This window comes from Streptomyces sp. Y1 (assembly GCF_041053115.1).
In the GTDB taxonomy this organism is placed as follows: domain Bacteria; phylum Actinomycetota; class Actinomycetes; order Streptomycetales; family Streptomycetaceae; genus Kitasatospora; species Kitasatospora rubellomurina.
The window spans coordinates 2,678,662-2,695,832 of record NZ_CP163445.1; the positions used below are offsets into that span (position 1 = coordinate 2,678,662).

A 17,171-nucleotide genomic window follows, 5' to 3' on the forward strand; every position below is an offset into this window, starting at 1 on the left:
CCTGTCCCGCACCGCCCGCAGGAGTTCGCCCACCCCCGCCGCAGGAGGACCACGCCGTGACGCCGCCCGACCCGACCGGCCGCCCCACCCGCCCCGTACCGGCCACCTTCCTGGCCGGTACGGACACTCCCGGAGCGGCCCGTCCCGGGCCCGCGCCCAAGGCACCCGTCCGGGCCGAACGGGCCGTCCGGGCCGAGCGGCCGCAGGACCCGCCGGAGGCTCTGCCGGCGGCCGTACGGCTGCCCGAGGCACCGCTGCCGCCCGCCGAGGTCGACCGGCTGGTCGGCGGGCAGCACCACGACCCGCACGCGCTGCTCGGCGCGCACCCGGTGCACGGCGGCACGGCGATCCGGGTGCTGCGCCCGCTCGCCGAGCGGGTGGTCGTCGAGACCGCCCAGGGGCCGGCCGAACTCACCCACCAGCAGGGCGGGTTGTTCACCGGGCTGGTGGCCGGCGGCGAACGCCCCGACTACACCCTGCTGGTGACGTACCCCGGCGGCGAGCCGCTGCGCCAGCAGGACGGCTACCGCACCCCCCCGACCCTCGGCGAGCTCGACCTGCACCTGATCTCCGAGGGCCGGCACGAGCAGCTGTGGCGGGCACTCGGCTCGCACGTGCGCACCGTCGACGGCGTCACCGGGACCGCCTTCGCCGTCTGGGCGCCGAACGCGGTCGGGGTCCGGCTGATCGGCGACTTCAACCACTGGGACGGCACCGGCCACCCGATGCGCTCGCTCGGCTCCTCCGGCATCTGGGAGCTGTTCGTCCCCGGCCTCGCCGAGGGCACCACGTACAAGTACGAGATCCACACCCGGCAGGGCTGGGTGCTCGACAAGGCCGACCCGCTCGCCCGCGCCGCGCAGTGCCCGCCCGGCACCGCCTCGGTGGTCACCTCCTCCGACCACGTCTGGCAGGACGACGAGTGGATGGCCCGCCGGGCCCGCGCCGCGCACCACCGCGCGCCCATGTCGGTGTACGAGCTGCACCTCGCCTCGTGGCGGCCCGAGCTCACCACCTACCGCGCGATCGCCGAGGAACTGCCCGGCTACCTCAAGGAGTTGGGCTTCACCCACGTCGAGTTCATGCCGGTGATGGAGCACCCCTTCGGCGGCTCCTGGGGCTACCAGGTCTCCGGCTACTACGCCCCCACCGCCCGGCTCGGCAGCCCCGACGACTTCCGCCACCTGGTCGACACCCTGCACCGGCACGGCATCGGCGTCATCGTCGACTGGGTGCCCGCCCACTTCCCCAAGGACGCCTTCGCACTGGCCCGCTTCGACGGCGAGCCGCTGTACGAGCCCGCCGACCCGCTGCGCGCCGAGCACCCGGACTGGGGGACGCTGGAGTTCGACTACGGCCGCACGGAGGTGCGCAACTTCCTCGTCGCCAACGCCGTCTACTGGTGCGAGGAGTTCCACGTCGACGGCCTGCGGGTGGACGCCGTCGCCTCCATGCTCTACCTCGACTACTCCCGCGAGGGCGGCGCCTGGACGCCCAACCAGTACGGCGGCCGGGAGAACCTCGACGCCGCCGCCTTCCTGCAGGAGATGAACGCCACCGTCTACCGGCGCTGCCCCGGCGTGGTCACCATCGCCGAGGAGTCCACCGCCTGGGACGGCGTCACCCGCCCCACCGACGCCGGCGGCCTCGGCTTCGGGCTGAAGTGGAACATGGGCTGGATGCACGACTCGCTGGTCTACATGTCCAAGGAGCCCGTGCACCGCAAGTACCACCACAACGAGATCACCTTCTCGATGGTGTACGCCTACTCCGAGAACTACGTCCTGCCGATCTCGCACGACGAGGTGGTGCACGGCAAGCAGGCCCTGGTCTCCAAGATGCCCGGCGACTGGTGGCAGCAGCGCGCCAACCACCGCGCCTACCTGGGCTTCATGTGGGCCCACCCGGGCAAGCAACTGCTCTTCATGGGGCAGGAGTTCGCCCAGGGAGCGGAGTGGGACCACGAGCAGGGCCCGCAGTGGTGGGTGCTCGACGAGCAGTGGCCGGCCCACGAGGACCACCGGGGCGTGCGCCGCCTCGTCCGCGACCTCAACCGCCGCTACCTCGACACCCCCGCGCTCTGGGAGCTCGACACCACCCCGGAGGGCTTCCGCTGGCTCGACGGCGGCGCCGCCGAGGACAACCTGCTCACCTTCGTCCGCCACGCCGCGGACGGCTCCCCGCTCGTCGCGGTCTGCAACTTCTCCCCCGTCGTCCGGCACGGCCACCGCGTCGGCCTGCCCGCCCTGGACGGCCGCGAGCAGCTCTGGGAGGAGGTGCTGAACACCGACGCCGAGGCCTACGGCGGCAGCGGCATCGGCAACTCCCACCCCGTCAAGGCCGATCCGACCCCCTGGGACGGCCAGCCGCGCTCCGCCGAGCTCGTCCTCCCCCCGCTCGCCACCCTCTGGCTCCGCCCGGCCTGAGGCTCTAGGCTCCCCGCCTGGGACTGATCGTCAGCAGGCGGGGGGCTTGCTCGTGTTCGTGGCTCTGGAACTGGCCTACCTGCTGCTGCCGCCGGCCTGCTGGGCGTTCCTGGTGCGCACCCGGATCGTCGGAGCGGCCGTCTTCGCCGTCCTCGCCGGCCTGGCCCTCGCGCTGGTCGGGCTGGAGGAGGACTGGTACTTCACCCGCGCCACCGCCGAGATCGAGACCGGCTACCCCGTCGCCGCCGGCCTGGTCCTCCTGGCGGGCGTGCTGGCCGAGCAGCGGCTGCGCGGCCCCCGGCCCGCGAAGGACTACGACCACCCGGTCGCCGGATCGGCCGTCGCGGTCACCGCCCACGTCCTGGTCGGCGCGGGCATCGCGTTCGCCTACCAGCTGCTCGCCCACGACGCCTTCGTCCCGAGCCGCGCGGAGCTGTCCCTGCCTCCCGGGCTGACCGCCACCGCCGTCACCGGGGGCTCCTGCGGCTCCGACTTCTGCTCCCGGACCCTCACGATCGGCAGCGACACCGGCCTGCCGGCCGACGAGGTGGAGGCCCGCCTGCGGGCCGCGCTCGCCGCCGACGGCTGGGCCCCGGGCCGCGACGGGGCCCTCGTGCGGCCGCACGGCTGGCTGGTGGACGGGCGGGTGTCGCAGGTCCACGTCACCGGGAGGACGGTGGAGCTGTCCGGCTCGGAGCTCGCCGACCGCGGGCCGTGACCTCCGCCGTTCCCGGTGGGACCTTCGTCCTCTTTTCCGCCCCGGCCCCCTGCTCGCGGACGGGCGTTCACGGTGCGAAGGTATGGTCGATATGACCACTTTCCGAGACGACGGGACGGAGACACCCGGGTGGCGCGCAGCGTGTACGTGACCGGAATCGACCGGGGGGACGGCCGCCAGGCGGTCGAGCTCGGGGTCATGGAACTGCTCACCCGGCAGGTGGACCGGGTCGGGGTGTTCCGGCCGCTGGTGCACGCGAGCGCACCCGGCGAGCCCGGGGCGGACCACGTGGTCGAGCTGCTGCGCGGGCGGTACCGGATCGACCTGCCCGGCCCGGAGCTGTACGGGCTCACCTACGAGGAGGCGGCCGCGCTGCAGGCCGCGCAGGGCCAGGACGAACTGGTCTCCGTCCTGGTCGACCGGTTCCGCGCGCTGGAGCGCCGCTGCCAGGCCGTCCTGGTGCTCGGCACCGACTTCGCGGACACCACCATCCCGGACGAACTGGCCTTCAACGCCCGCCTGGCGAACGAGTTCGGCGCCGCCGTGCTGCCGGTGGTCGGCGGGCAGGGCAAGGAGGCGGAGGCGGTGATCGCCGAGGTCCGCAACGCCCACCGGGCGTACACCGACCTCGGCTGCGAGACCCTGGCGATGATCGCCAACCGGGTCGCCCCGAGCACCAAGCAGCGCATCCAGCGCACCCTCACCGAGAAGCTGCCGATCCCCGCCTACGTCATCCCGGAGGAGCCGGCCCTGGCCGCGCCCACCGTCGCGCAGCTGGTCGAGGCGACCGGCGCCGAGGTGCTGCTCGGCGACGCCGCCGGCCTGGCCCGGGACGTCCGCGGCTTCGTCTTCGGCGGCGCCATGCTGCCCACCTTCCTGGACGCGCTGACCGAGGGCGCCCTGGTCGTCACCCCCGGGGACCGCGCCGACCTGGTGGTCGGCTCGCTGGCCGCGCACGCCGCCGGCGCCCCGCCGATCGCCGGCGTGCTGCTGACCCTCGGCCAGCACCCCGGCCCGAACGTGATGGCGCTCGCCGCCCGGCTCGCCCCCGGCACGCCCGTCGCCGTCGTCCCCGAGGGCAGCTGGCCCACCGCCGCCGCCCTGACCCACCTGGAGGGCAAGCTCACCGCGGCCAGCCCCCGGAAGGCCGAGATCGCCCTCGGCCTGTTCGAACTGCACGTCGACACCGCCGAGTTGACGAACCGGATCGAGGTCGGCCGGTCCGAGCGGGTCACCCCGATGATGTTCGAGCACGAGCTGCTGGAGCGGGCCCGCGGCAACCGCCGGCACGTCGTCCTGCCGGAGGGCACCGAGGAGCGGGTGCTGCGCGCCGCCGAGATCCTGCTGCGCCGCAACATCTGCGACCTCACCCTGCTCGGCGAGGTCGACGCGGTGCGCCGCAAGGCCGCGGCCCTCGGCATCGACCTGCCGCAGGAGGAGCCGGGCGCCGACCGCGCGCAGGCCCGGATCGTCGACCCGACCACCAGCCCGCTGCGCCGCCAGTTCGCCGAGCTGTACGCGCGGCTGCGCGCCCACAAGGGGATGACCGTCGAGCTGGCCCTGGACGTGGTCACCGACGTCTCCTACTTCGGCACCCTGATGGTGCAGGAGGGCATCGCGGACGGCATGGTGTCCGGCGCGGTGCACTCCACGGCCGCGACCATCCGGCCGGCCTTCGAGGTGATCAAGACCTCGCCGGGCGCCTCGATCGTCTCGTCCGTCTTCTTCATGTGCCTGGCCGACAAGGTGCTGGTGTACGGCGACTGCGCGGTCAACCCGGACCCGGACGCCCAGCAGCTGGCCGACATCGCCATCCAGTCCGCCGCCACCGCCGCCCAGTTCGGGGTGGAGCCGCGGGTCGCGATGCTGTCCTACTCGACCGGCACCTCCGGCTCGGGCGCGGACGTGGACAAGGTCCGCAAGGCGACCGAGCTCGTCCGCGCGCTGCGCCCGGACATCCTGGTCGAGGGGCCGATCCAGTACGACGCGGCGGTGGACCCGTACGTCGCGGCGACCAAGCTGCCGGGCTCGGAGGTCGCCGGGCGGGCCACCGTGCTGATCTTCCCGGACCTCAACACCGGCAACAACACCTACAAGGCCGTCCAGCGCTCGGCCGGCGCGGTGGCGGTCGGCCCGGTGCTGCAGGGGCTGCGCAAGCCCGTCAACGACCTCTCGCGCGGGGCGCTGGTGCAGGACATCGTCAACACGGTCGCGATCACCGCGATCCAGTCGCAGGACCGCAAGGAGCCGAACGCATGAGTGAGCGCAGCGAGCGAATCATCAGAAGGTGCGTGTTTCGCGAAGCGACCGCCGAGCGCAGCGAGGTGGACGCATGAGTGAAGGTACGCGCGTTCTGGTGTTGAACGCCGGCTCCTCGTCGGTGAAGTACCAGCTGATCGACATGCTGGACGGCACCCGGCTCGCCGCCGGCCTGGTCGAGCGGATCGGCGAGCCCAGCGGGCGGCTGGCGCACGCCCCGCGCACGGGCGACCGGCGCGAGCTGCTGCAGGTCTTCCCGGACCACTCGGCCGCGCTGAAGGCCGTCGCCGAGGAGCTGGCCGCGGACGGCCTCGGCCTGGACTCCCCCGAGCTGGCCGCGATCGGCCACCGGGTGGTGCACGGCGGCAAGCGGTTCACCGAGCCGACCGTGATCACCGACGAGGTGCTCACCGAGATCCGCCGGCTGATCCCGGTCGCGCCGCTGCACAACCCGGCGAACATCGTCGGCATCGAGGTGGCCCGCGCGCTGCGGCCCGACCTGCCGCAGGTGGCCGTGTTCGACACCGCCTTCCACGCCTCGATGCCCGAGCACGCGGCCCGGTACGCGATCGACAAGGCCGTCGCCGACGAGCACCGGGTGCGCCGCTACGGCTTCCACGGCACCTCGCACCAGTACGTCTCGCGGGCCACCGCCCGGCTGCTCGGCAAGGACCCGGCCGAGGTGAACGTGATCGTGCTGCACCTGGGCAACGGCGCCTCCGCGTCGGCGGTCAGCGGCGGCCGCTGCGTGGACACCTCGATGGGCCTGACGCCGCTGGAGGGCCTGGTGATGGGCACTCGTTCGGGTGACATCGACGCGGGCGTGGTGTTCCACCTGCACCGGGTCGGCGGCCTGTCCGTGGACGAGATCGACGACCTGCTGAACCGCCGCAGCGGCCTGCGCGGCCTGTGCGGGGACAACGACATGCGCGAGATCATGCGCCGCGCGGACGAGGGGGACGCGGACGCGAAGCTCGCCTTCGACGCGTACGTCCACCGGCTGCGCAAGTACATCGGCGGCTACTACGCGGTGCTCGGCCGGGTGGACGCGATCGCGTTCACCGCGGGGGTCGGGGAGAATGCGGCGCCGGTGCGCGCGGCGGCCACCGCCGGGCTGGACGAGCTGGGCATCGCCGTGGACGCCGAGTTGAACTCGGTGCGCTCGGCGGAGCCCCGGATCATCTCGCCCGGGTACGCCCGGGTGGCGGTCGCCGTGGTGCCCACGGACGAGGAGCTGGAGATCGCCCGCCAGTCCTTCGCCCTGGTCCACCGGGAGAGCGCACTGCCCGGGGAATGAGACCCACCCGTCTCGCTCCTCGGGACGATTCGTCGGCGATTCCTCACGATCCGTGCCGAATGCGCCTATAACACGAACGGATAGACTGACCGATATGCGCCGAGCGAAAATTGTCTGCACCCTGGGTCCGGCGACGGACTCCTACGAACAGCTGAAGGCCATCGTCGAGGCGGGCATGAACGTCGCCCGACTGAACATGAGCCACGGCAACCACGCGGACCACGAGGAGCGGTACCGAAAGGTCCGCCAGGTCTCGGAGGACACCGGCAAGGCCATCGGCGTCCTTGCCGACCTCCAGGGTCCCAAGATCCGTCTGGCGACCTTCGCCAACGGCCCGGTGACCGTCGACAACGGCGACGAGTTCACCATCACCACCGAGGACGTCCCCGGTGACCAGCACATCTGCGGCACCACCTACAAGGGCCTGCCCGGCGACGTGAAGCCCGGCGACCCGATCCTGATCAACGACGGCGTCATCGCCCTGGAGGTCGTCAGCGTCGACGGCCCGCGGGTGAAGACCGTGGTGGTCGAGGGCGGCGTGCTCTCGAACAACAAGGGCATCAACCTGCCCGGCGCGGCCGTGAACGTGCCCGCGCTGTCCGAGAAGGACAAGGACGACCTGCGGTTCGCGCTGCGCCTCGGCGTCGACATGGTCGCGCTGTCCTTCGTCCGCAACGCGGCCGACATCAAGGACGTCCACGCGATCATGGACGAGGTCGGCATCCGGGTGCCGGTCATCGCCAAGATCGAGAAGCCGCAGGCCGTCGAGGCCATGGAGGAGATCGTCCTCGCCTTCGACGCCATCATGGTCGCCCGCGGCGACCTCGCGGTGGAGTACCCGCTGGAGCGGGTGCCGCTGGTCCAGAAGCAGCTGATCACGCTGGCCCGCCGCAACGCCAAGCCGGTCATCGTCGCCACCCAGATGATGGAGTCGATGATCCACGCCTCGCGCCCGACCCGCGCCGAGGTCTCCGACGTCGCGAACGCCATCCTGGACGGCACCGACGCGGTGATGCTCTCCGCCGAGTCCAGCGTCGGCAAGTACCCGGTCGAGACCGTCCGCACCATGAGCCGGATCTGCGAGAAGGCCGAGGAGGAGCTGGTCGGCCAGGGCCTCCAGCCGCTCAACCCGGGCCGCAAGCCGCGCACCCAGGGCGGCTCGGTCGCCCGCGCCGCGTGCGAGCTCGGCGACTTCCTGAACGGCAAGGCGCTGGTCGCGTTCACCAAGTCCGGTGACACCGCGCGCCGGCTGTCCCGCTACCGCTCGCCGATCCCGGTGATCGCGTTCACCCCCGACTCGGCCACCCGCAACCAGCTCTCGCTCAGCTGGGGCGTCGAGGCCTACGTCACCGAGCAGGTCGCCACCACCGACGCGATGGTCGCCCAGGTCGACCGCGAGCTGCTGAAGATGGGCCGGCTGGAGGAGGGCTCCACGGTGATCGTCACCGCCGGTGTCCCGGTCGGCATCCCCGGCACCACCAACATGGTCCAGGTGCACCACCTGGGCACCCGGGGCGAGTGAGCCACCGGTAGCGCCAACGCCGTTGGGGCGGCCCTCCGTTCACGGAGGGCCGCCCCAACGGCGTTGTGGTGCCGACTACTTGTCGCAGCTACTTGTCGCTGTAGGGCGCGTCGTCGTTGAACAGGTGCATCCCCGGGATGTGCAGCGTGCCGCCGAACTGGCCGGCCTGCTTGGCGGTGACCTGGGTCAGCTCCAGCTCCAGCGGGATCGGGATGGAGCCGATCAGGTCGTACAGCCAGCGCGGCAGGGTGTCCGGGGTGAGGGTGATCTCGCCCAGGTCGATCGGGATCGGCAGGCCGAGCACCTTGGAGAGGTGGCCGGACAGCCGCTCCACGTACATGGTCACCGGGCCGTTGCGCATGGTCGAGGTGGTGCCCGGGCCGCCCTGCACGTGGAAGGTGACGCCGTTGCCCTCCAGAGTCGACATGTCGAGGTTCTCGATGTCGACGCTGTCCACCACGAACTTCAGCACCCGCTTGGTGCCGGTCGGGGTCCGCACGTCGTAGACGCCGTGGAAGGCCGCGCCGTGCAGGCCGAGCCGGCTGGACTGCAGCGTCCAGTTCTGCAGCGGGACGACGTCCCCGCCGGCGGCCTTGCCGGCCGTCAGGTTGCGGGCGTCCACCGCGCAGTTGGGGTCGGTGGTCGGCGTCGCGGTCGGCGAGCCGGACGGCGTGGCGGCGGGCGCGGCGGAGGCGTCCGCGCTCGGCTTGGCACCGGCGGCGGGCTTCGGCGCCGCCTTCCCGCTCGGGCCCGCGGACGGCGTGGCGGCGGGCACGGCGTCCTGCGCACCGGTGTCCTGGGTGCCGGCGCCCTGAGTGCCGGCCGCCGGGGCCTGCTGCGGCTGGGCGGGCTGGGCCTGGGTGCCGGCCCGCGGCGCGGGGGCGCCCGGGGCCGGGGCGGTGGCCGGCGCGGGCGTGGTCGCACCCGGCTTGGCACTCGGCGACGGGCTCGCCGCACTCCCCGGGTCCAGCAGGTGGGTGATGCCGCCGACGATGTCGTCGATCAGGCCGGCCTGGCTGGCCGTGCCGGTGCCCGTGCCGCCGTCCCGGTAGACCGCGCTCACCGCGCCCGAGCCGCCGGTGGCGGCGGAGCGGACGGCGGGCGGCTGGGTGGTCGGCGTCTGGACGGGCGACTTGACCGGCGAGGTCGGCTGCTGGGCGGGCACGCTCGGCGCCTGGGTCGGCGTCTGGGTGGGTGCCTGGGTGGGTGCCTGGGTGGGCAGCGAGGTCGGGCCGCCGGTGGGCACCGCGGACGGGCCGGGCGGCGGTGCGGGCAGCTCGCTCTTCGGGACGGGCGTCTCGACCGGCGCGACGTCCGGCACCGAGGCGGGGGCCGTCCCGCACTTGCCCGCCGCGGCCTCGGCCACCGCCGGGTTCGGCGTGTAGGCGGCGGCCATCAGCAGCGCGGTCGGCACCGCGGCCATCGCCAGCGCCCGGCCCCGCAGGCGGACCCGTACGGGGGTGCGCGGCGCGGCGTGCCGGCCGGCCCTGCGCGCGGGCGCGTCCGCGCCGTCCGGTTGCTCGGCCGGCCCGGTCACCGCGCTTCCCCCTGGTCCCCGGCCGCGGCCGGCGCCTCGGCGGCGGGCTCGCGCGGCTCCGCCTGCGCGGGCAGCTTCGCGGTGGGCGCCTCGGCGACGGGAGCGGCCTTGGTCTCGGTAGCGGCCTCGGCGGCGGGCGCGGCCTCGGTCGCGGTAGCGGCCTCGGCGACCGTCTCGGTGGCGACGCTCTGGACGACGGCGTTCGTGGCCACGGCGGCCTCCGCCTTCCGGGCCCGGCGCCCGCGCCGCCCCTTGGCCGCCGCCTCGGGCTTCGGCTCCGGCAGCGGCGCCCAGGACACCATCAGTCCGCCGCCGATCAGGCCGGGCAGCAGCGCCATGCCGAAGCCCGCCAGGTTGGAGACCGGGATCGACACCAGCGTCAGCAGGATCGTCGCGATGCCCGCGAAGACCCGGACGGCCGGCTGGAACCAGGCGGTCAGGCCGAGGATGATCATCAGGACCCCGATGATCAGCGATCCGGCGCCCGCCGTGGTGGACATCGCGATCGTCATGCCGCCGAGCGACAGGTGCGCGTACGGGAAGTAGAGGATCGGGACGCCGGCGATCATGGCCAGCTTGCCGCCCCAGTAGGGCCTGGTGCGGCGGAAGTCACGCCAGTGCCGCCAGAGCCACCCGATCGGGTTCTGATGGCCGGGCCGCGTCTCGACCGTTGCGCTGGACATGGTGTAACTCCTCGGCGTCGCTACGAGGTTGGAACAAAAAAGGGGGGTGGCCGGGGGCGGCGGTCGCCCGCCGCACCCGGCTCGGGGCTTGTCTGACAATTCCCGCCGGGCGCGCGACGCCGGGCATCCCGCCTGGACGCACCGGCGAATCGCCCAAGTACACCCAGTACGAGGACGATCCGCCGGCACGCCCAGCCGGGCGCCCAACGCCGCGCGCCGATCCGACGCGAATTGTCAGACAAGCCCCCAGGACCCGTCACCCGGCCGAGCCGGGCGGCGTGCCGTCAGGCGAGGCTCAGAAGCACTCGTTGCCCGCGCCGTCGCCGCTCTTCAGCGAGAGGCTCAGGCCGTTCAGCTTGAAGGTGCCGGCCGAGGTGGCCCGCGCGGTCTGCTGAACGCTGCTCAGGTCGGCCGTCTTGGCGGCCTGGGCGAAGCCGGTCGCGCCGGAGGGCAGGCCGGCGCCGCCGCCGGCCTTGGTGACGCCCGGGTGCGGGGTCCAGCCCTGGGTGGCCGAGCCGGCGAGGGTGGAGGCGTCCTGGCCGATGTTGATGTCGGTGAAGGTCGCGTCGGCCTTCAGCTGCTCCAGGTCGATCAGCAGGTTGTCGGCCACGACCGGCTTGCCCGCCTCGGTGCCGGCGTGCAGCTGGAGGGTGATCTTGCCCAGACCGAACGCGGACAGGTCGGTGACCACCGACTGGCACATGTTGGTGATCTCGGCGTGGTCGAAGGCCGAGACGGCGACCGGGTGCGGCTTGCCGTTCGCCTCGATGTCGACGGAGCCGAACTGGGCGAAGTTGGTGCCGTGCAGGTGGTCGGTGCTGACCTTGAACTGCTGGCCGGAAATGCTGAACGAGGCGGCGAGCGCGCTGTTGGCGATCGAGACGCCGACCATCGCGGTGGCCGCGACGCTCGGCACCATCACCAGGGCGAAGCGCTTCCAGCGGGTCTTGCCGTAGGTCTTGGACATGCGAGTCCTCCTTCTAGGACGTACATCTCCGGCTCCCGGCGGCGCGTCCCGCGCCGGTGGGGGCCTGGGATGGGAGAGAGCTACGTCCTCGGTAGCGGAGAGCGCCTTGGGCGTCGTCGGCCCCGGGAGCGGCCTGCGTGCGGCGGCACTCCCGTCCTTCCGCCGACCGTCCTGGTGGGACGGCGGGCCGGACCGGCGACATTCGGCGATCACCCCCGAGCGACAACCAGCGACCGCGCAGGGCCGCGCGGCCGGTCGAAGGCAGGAACCGCCGTGGGACCGCGGATACCCCCCTGCCCTCCCTACCGCCGGCCGTGGACCGGCGGAGCACCCGGTGGGGTTCCCGAACTCCGCGTCGCCGACCGGCGGTCGGAGGGTGTGGAGTCTGGGACCGGGCGTGGCCGATCGTGCTTGAATCCCGGGCGAAGCACAAGGGGTTGCTTACTGACGGGTAATGCAACATTCGGTGGCATCGATCATGGAACGACCGCGATGCGCACCCTGCGTGACGCTTCACAGAACCGCCGCTGACGAAATCCCCCGGAAACACCAGTGAAACACCCGTGGGTGGTCACGGAATGTGACCACCCACGGGTGAAATCAAGATTTGGTAAACGTCCGCCCGGTTGACGCGATTGTCGTCAAATCACCCAACGACACCGCAGGTCACCCGCCGTGCCAGGCGCCACGGCGGCCACCCCCGCGCACCGCGCCCCGGACGGGCTCAGAACAGCACCCGGGCCAGCGCCGAACGGGCCGCCGTGACCCGCGGGTCCTCCGGACCGATCACCTCGAACAGTTCGAGCAGACGGACCCGGGCGGTGTCCCGGTCCTCGCCGAAGGTCCGGCCCACGGTGTCCACCAGGCGCCCGAAGGCGTCCTCGACGTGACCGCCCACCAGGTCCAGGTCCGCCGCCTTCAGCTGCGCCTCGACGTCCTTCGGAGCGGCCGCGGCCGTCGCCCGGACCTCCTGCGGGTCCAGGGCCTCGACCCGGCGCAGCAGTTGGGCCTGCGCCAGGCCCAGCTTCGCCTCGGTGTTGCCGGGCTGCTCGGCCAGCACGTTCTGGTACGCCTGGACGGCGCCGCCCAGGTCGCCGCGGTCCAGCGCGTCGTGCGCGGCGGCCAGCGCCGGGTCCTCCGGCCGCTGCGGGGCGGCGGCCGGGCCGCCCTCGCCCGGGGCGACGGCGCCGCCGACGATGCCGAAGCGCTGCTCGGCGACCAGCAGCAGCTGGTCGAGCACCTTGCGGACGTTGGCCGCGCTCTCCGCGCCCTGGAACAGCGGCACCAGCTGGCCGGCCACCACGGCCATCACGGCCGGGATGCCCTGGATGCCGAACTGCTGGGCGATCAGCTGGTTCGCGTCGACGTCGATCTTGGCGAGCACGAAGCGGCCGGCGTACTCCTCGGCCAGGCCCTCCAGGACCGGGCTGAGCTGCTTGCAGGGGCCGCACCACTCGGCCCAGAAGTCGATGACGACCGGCACCTCGGTGGAGCGCTGGACAACCTCGGTCTCGAAGGTGTCCTCGGTGACGTCGATGACGAGCTGGTAGGCGGCGGCGGGGGCGGCGATGCCGTCCGCCTCGGCGGCGGCGACCTGCCGGGCCCGCTCGGCCCGGGCCTGCTCGGCCTTCTGGGCAGCCTCGCCGGCTGCCTTCACTGCGGCGAGGTCGACCGCACCGCGCAGGGCGGAGCTGTTGAGACGCGAATTCCGTGGCTGCATGGCACCATCCTCCCCCGTCCGCGCTGCTCGTGGGCGCCATCCTCCGGAAAGTCGCCCCGCGCGGGCCGCGCGGCGCGGATTCCCGTGCCGGGCACCCGCTCCCCGGTAGCCTGAAGCGTTCGGCGAGGGTCCCCACCCTCGCCCGCGCCGCTCCCGTCCCACGGGGTGCGGCGCCTGGTTGTCGCCAGCTTTCGCTACGAGTCGTAGCGTAACTGGATCCGGGGCCCCGGCCGCAAGCCCCACCGGTGGTTCCTGGACGTGACCTGCCCCACTTTCCCGGCCCGCGCGGCTGCCCGAACCGGCGAACAGTCGCTACCGTTACCAGCCCCACCCAAGTTACTTACCAGTAAAGCGCAAGGAGGCCCGGTGCCGGCCGCCCAGCCCCCCGCGAGCCCGCTGACCGCCGACCCCGCGGCCACCGAGCCCGCGGCCGCCGAGCCCGGAGCCGCCGGCGCCCCGGCCACCGGCCCCGCGGCCGCCACGGCCCGGGCCAAGGGCCGTCCCCGCAGCGCCGCCGCCGACCTCGCGATCCTCGACGCCACCCGCGAGGCCCTGGCCGAACTCGGCTGGGGCGGCCTGACCATGGGCCACGTCGCGACCCGCGCCAAGGTCGCCAAGACCACCCTCTACCGCCGCTGGCCCTCCAAGAACGAACTCGTGGTCGACGCCGTCGCCAGCCTGTTCGACGAACTGGAGATGCCCGACCTGGGCAGCCTGCGCGCCGACATCGAGGCCGTGGTCGCCCAGTTCGCCGACCTGCTGGCCCGCCCGGAGACCCAGGCCGCGCTGCTCGCCCTGTTCGCCGAGGGCACCCGCGACCGCCAGCTGCGCCGCCGCATCCGCGAGGCCATCGTCGACCCGCAGAAGCACCTCGTCCGGCAGGGCCGCGCCGCCGCCCAGGCCCGCGGCGAACTCGCCCCGGACGCCGACCGCGAGACGGCCTGCGCGGAGATCGACATCATCTTCGACATCGTCGCCGGCACCGTCGAACACCGCGTCCTGGTCAGCGGCGAACCGATCACCCCGGAGTGGATCACCCGCTTCACCGACCTCCTCCTGGGCTCGCTCACCCTCTGCTGAAAGCCGAGAGCGGCGCGCCGAGGGCACGGCGAAGCCGCCGTACGGGCGGTCCCGTACGGCGGCTCCGCGGTGGCTACGCGGTGGTCAGGGCCTCAGAACGCCGCGTTCTCCTGGTAGGTGCCCCACTCGGCGCGCAGGGCGTTGCAGATCTCGCCCAGCGTCGCCTCGGCGCGGACCGCGTCCAGCATCGGCGGGATCATCGACTCGCCCGAGCGGGCGGCCGCCAGCATGGCGTCCAGCCCGGCCTTCACGGCCGTCTCGTCCCGGGCCGCCTTGCGCTCGCGCAGCACGCGGACCTGCTCGCGCTCGACCTCGTGGCTGACCCGCAGGATCTCCAGCTCGGGGGTGACGCTGCGCGGGTGGCAGTTGACGCCGACCACGCGCTTCTCGCCCTTCTCCACGCCCTGCTGGTACTGGAAGGCGGCCTCGGCGATCTCGCCGGTGAACCAGCCCTCCTCGATGCCGCGCAGGATGCCGGAGGTGATCGGGCCGATCTCGTGGTCCTCGCGGCCCTTGTCGAGGATCCGCTGGAAGATCGCCTCGGCCTGCTGCTCGATCCGGTCGGTCAGCGCCTCGACGTACCAGGAACCGCCCAGCGGGTCGGCCACGTTGGTGACGCCGGTCTCCTCCATCAGCACCTGCTGGGTGCGCAGGGCGATCTCGGCGGCCTGCTCGGAGGGCAGCGCCAGGGTCTCGTCCAGGGCGTTGGTGTGCAGCGAGTTGGTGCCGCCGAGCACCGCGCTGAGCGCCTCGACGGCGGTGCGCACCACGTTGTTGTACGGCTGCTGCGCGGTGAGCGAGACGCCGGCGGTCTGGGTGTGGAAGCGCAGCCACTGCGCCTTGTCGGTCTTCGCGCCGAAGCGGTCGCGCATCCAGCGGGCCCAGATCCGGCGCGCGGCGCGGAACTTGGCGATCTCCTCGAAGAAGTCGAGGTGCGCGTCGAAGAAGAAGGACAGGCCGGGCGCGAAGACGTCCACGTCCAGGCCGCGGGACAGGCCCAGCTCGACGTAGGCGAAGCCGTCCGCGAGGGTGTACGCCAGCTCCTGCGCGGCCGTCGCCCCGGCCTCGCGGATGTGGTAGCCGGAGACGGACAGCGGCTTGTACGCCGGGATGCCCCGGGCGCAGTGCTCCATCAGGTCGCCGATCAGGCGCAGGTGCGGCTCGGGGGCGAAGAGCCACTCCTTCTGCGCGATGTACTCCTTGAAGATGTCCGTCTGCAGGGTGCCGTTGAGCACGGCCGGGTCGACACCCTGGCGCTCGGCCGCCACGATGTACATGCAGAAGATCGGGACGGCCGGGCCGCTGATCGTCATCGAGGTGGTGACGTCGCCGAGCGGGATGCCGTCGAACAGCACCTCCATGTCGGCGGCCGAGTCGATGGCCACGCCGCAGTGGCCGACCTCGCCGAGCGACTTGGCGTCGTCCGAGTCGTACCCCATCAGGGTGGGCATGTCGAAGGCGACCGAGAGGCCGCCGCCGCCCGCCTCCAGGATCATCCGGTAGCGCTCGTTGGTCTGCTGCGCGTTGCCGAAGCCGGCGAACTGGCGGATGGTCCACGTCCGGCCGCGGTAGCCGGTGGGGTGGAGGCCGCGGGTGAAGGGGTACTCACCGGGCCAGCCGATCCGTTCGAAGCCCTCCACGGCCTGCCCGGGGGCGGGCCCGTACACCGGCTCGACCTCGTCACCGGAGAGGGTGGTGAAGTCCGCGTCCCGCTTGCGGGCCCTGTCGTACCGGTCCTGCCAGCGCTGGCGTCCGCGCTCGATCTCCTCGGCGTCCATGGCCCCGAACTCCGCTCCGTACGGCCGCCACGGCACGGGCGGCACAGTGATAGGACGTCCTACTAATTTACTCGGACGTCCTACTACTTGTCGATGGATACCCGCCCGAAATGACGGGAGCGCCCCTCCCCCGCGGTTCGGGGAGGGGCGCTCTCGAAGGTCCCGCGTCGGCGGCGCTCAGGCGCTGACCGGCTCCGGCGCCTGGATCAGCGGCGCGACCTCGCGCGACACCCGGCGCTCGACGAAGAAGGCGGCGGTCGGGACGACCCCGGCCAGCAGCACCCAGGCCAGCTTGCCGACCGGCCACTTGGCCTTGGTGCCCAGGTCGAAGGCGAACACCAGGTACACCACGTACAGCCAGCCGTGCGCGATGCCGACCGCGGTGGTGAAGCCGGACGCGCCGTCGATGTCCAGCACGTACTTGGCGATCACGCCGGCGGTCAGCAGCACGAGGAGGACGCCGGTGACATACGCCATGGCCCGGTAGCGGGTCAGCACACTCTGCTTCATGGCATCGAGGGTAACCGTCCTCACGGCCTCCCCCGCGCAGCCCCCTCACCCGGATCGGTGAAGTCTCCGGCGGCCACCCGCAGCGGCCTGAGCAGCTCGAACACCTCGCGGCACTGCTCGGGGCCGTACTCCTCCAGCCCGAACTCCATCGCCATCAGCTCCCGGGTGGCCTCCTCGACGACCTCGCGGCCACGCTCGGTGATCGCCGCGAGCACCCCGCGGCCGTCCAGCGGGTTGGGGCGGCGGGCGACCAGGCCGGCTCGCTCCAGCCGGTCGACGGTGTTGGTGACGCTGGTCGGGTGGACCATCAGCCGCTCGCCGATCTTGGACAGCGACAGCTCGCCGGTCCGGCTGAAGGTCAGCAGCACCAGCGCCTCGTACCGGGCGAAGGTCAGCCCGTACGGCTTGAGCACCGCGTCGACCCGGGAGAGCAGGATCTGGTGCGCGCGCATGATCGAGGTGATCGCCGCCATCGAGGGGACACCGCCCCAGCGGCGGGTCCACAGCTCGTCGGCGCGGGCGATCGGGTCGAAGTCGAGTGCGAGGGGCTTGGCCACCTCCTTACCGTACCGGCGGACGGTACGCGTGCTACCAGCCGTCCTGATGCTGGACAAGCGCGGCACGTGGCGGGAACCCGCCAATCGGGCCGTCAGGTCCGTACCAGGACGTTGCGG

Annotated in this window: 13 protein-coding genes; 6 read left to right on the forward strand and 7 right to left on the reverse strand. The window is 72.9% G+C overall.

What is annotated here, in order from left to right; all coding sequences use genetic code 11:
* Positions 1-56 precede the first annotated feature (56 nt).
* From glgB to pyk, 5 genes are all read left to right on the forward strand, one after another.
* Positions 57-2,426, forward strand: a complete 2,370-nt coding sequence (gene glgB, locus AB2U05_RS11160) for a 1,4-alpha-glucan branching enzyme (RefSeq protein WP_078859788.1) — start codon at positions 57-59, stop codon at positions 2,424-2,426.
* Positions 2,427-2,484: 58 nt separating this feature from the next.
* Positions 2,485-3,144, forward strand: coding sequence for a hypothetical protein (locus AB2U05_RS11165; protein ID WP_369183130.1), 660 nt, complete (start codon positions 2,485-2,487; stop codon positions 3,142-3,144).
* 129 nt (positions 3,145-3,273) lie between these two features.
* Entirely contained in the window at positions 3,274-5,403 is a 2,130-nt protein-coding gene (pta, locus tag AB2U05_RS11170; protein WP_369183131.1) for a phosphate acetyltransferase, read from the forward strand.
* A gap of 73 nt (positions 5,404-5,476) precedes the next feature.
* Positions 5,477-6,700 (forward strand): acetate kinase, encoded by a 1,224-nt coding sequence (locus AB2U05_RS11175; protein ID WP_045711471.1) that lies wholly within the window; start codon positions 5,477-5,479, stop codon positions 6,698-6,700.
* A 94-nt stretch (positions 6,701-6,794) separates the two neighbouring features.
* Positions 6,795-8,222, forward strand: a complete 1,428-nt coding sequence (gene pyk / locus AB2U05_RS11180; protein WP_045694889.1) for a pyruvate kinase — start codon at positions 6,795-6,797, stop codon at positions 8,220-8,222.
* A gap of 88 nt (positions 8,223-8,310) precedes the next feature.
* On the opposite strand, the gene AB2U05_RS11185 is transcribed toward pyk, so the two are convergent.
* The 4 genes from AB2U05_RS11185 to AB2U05_RS11200 all read right to left on the reverse strand — a co-directional run bounded on the left by AB2U05_RS11185 (position 8,311) and on the right by AB2U05_RS11200 (position 13,129).
* Entirely contained in the window at positions 8,311-9,759 is a 1,449-nt protein-coding gene (locus tag AB2U05_RS11185) for a hypothetical protein (protein ID WP_369183132.1), read from the reverse strand.
* Positions 9,756-10,442 (reverse strand): DUF6114 domain-containing protein, encoded by a 687-nt coding sequence (locus AB2U05_RS11190; protein WP_369183133.1) that lies wholly within the window; start codon positions 10,440-10,442, stop codon positions 9,756-9,758. The genes AB2U05_RS11185 and AB2U05_RS11190 overlap by 4 nt, the downstream gene beginning before the upstream one ends.
* A gap of 295 nt (positions 10,443-10,737) precedes the next feature.
* A complete protein-coding gene (locus tag AB2U05_RS11195; protein ID WP_045694885.1) occupies positions 10,738-11,409 on the reverse strand; it encodes a DUF6230 family protein in 672 nt (223 codons plus the stop codon).
* Between the two features lie 724 nt (positions 11,410-12,133).
* The gene (locus AB2U05_RS11200; protein ID WP_045694883.1) at positions 12,134-13,129 is read right to left on the reverse strand and encodes a tetratricopeptide repeat protein; all 996 of its coding nucleotides are present in this window, start codon (positions 13,127-13,129) and stop codon (positions 12,134-12,136) included.
* Positions 13,130-13,495: 366 nt separating this feature from the next.
* On the opposite strand from AB2U05_RS11200, the gene AB2U05_RS11205 reads away from it, so the two are divergent.
* Complete coding sequence (locus AB2U05_RS11205; RefSeq protein ID WP_244178720.1) at positions 13,496-14,209, forward strand: TetR/AcrR family transcriptional regulator; 714 nt, start codon at positions 13,496-13,498, stop codon at positions 14,207-14,209.
* A 92-nt stretch (positions 14,210-14,301) separates the two neighbouring features.
* Here AB2U05_RS11205 and AB2U05_RS11210 read toward each other — a convergent pair whose 3' ends face one another.
* From AB2U05_RS11210 to AB2U05_RS11220, 3 genes are all read right to left on the reverse strand, one after another.
* The gene (locus AB2U05_RS11210; RefSeq protein WP_369183134.1) at positions 14,302-15,987 is read right to left on the reverse strand and encodes a methylmalonyl-CoA mutase; all 1,686 of its coding nucleotides are present in this window, start codon (positions 15,985-15,987) and stop codon (positions 14,302-14,304) included.
* A gap of 177 nt (positions 15,988-16,164) precedes the next feature.
* On the reverse strand, positions 16,165-16,497 hold the full coding sequence (locus tag AB2U05_RS11215; RefSeq protein ID WP_369183135.1) for a DUF3817 domain-containing protein: 333 nt from the start codon (positions 16,495-16,497) through the stop codon (positions 16,165-16,167).
* A 20-nt stretch (positions 16,498-16,517) separates the two neighbouring features.
* The gene (locus AB2U05_RS11220) at positions 16,518-17,054 is read right to left on the reverse strand and encodes a MarR family winged helix-turn-helix transcriptional regulator (protein ID WP_045694876.1); all 537 of its coding nucleotides are present in this window, start codon (positions 17,052-17,054) and stop codon (positions 16,518-16,520) included.
* Positions 17,055-17,171: the final 117 nt, after the last annotated feature.

Bases quoted from the DNA above. Each gene is read 5' to 3' on its own strand.
- AB2U05_RS11195 (WP_045694885.1), bottom strand. From the start codon at position 11,409: ATGTCCAAGACCTACGGCAAGACCCGCTGGAAGCGCTTCGCCCTGGTG.
- AB2U05_RS11175 (WP_045711471.1), top strand. From the start codon at position 5,477: ATGAGTGAAGGTACGCGCGTTCTGGTGTTGAACGCCGGCTCCTCGTCG.
- AB2U05_RS11210 (WP_369183134.1), bottom strand. From the start codon at position 15,987: ATGGACGCCGAGGAGATCGAGCGCGGACGCCAGCGCTGGCAGGACCGG.
- AB2U05_RS11200 (WP_045694883.1), bottom strand. From the start codon at position 13,129: ATGCAGCCACGGAATTCGCGTCTCAACAGCTCCGCCCTGCGCGGTGCG.
- pyk (WP_045694889.1), top strand. From the start codon at position 6,795: ATGCGCCGAGCGAAAATTGTCTGCACCCTGGGTCCGGCGACGGACTCC.
- AB2U05_RS11190 (WP_369183133.1), bottom strand. From the start codon at position 10,442: ATGTCCAGCGCAACGGTCGAGACGCGGCCCGGCCATCAGAACCCGATC.
- AB2U05_RS11215 (WP_369183135.1), bottom strand. From the start codon at position 16,497: ATGAAGCAGAGTGTGCTGACCCGCTACCGGGCCATGGCGTATGTCACC.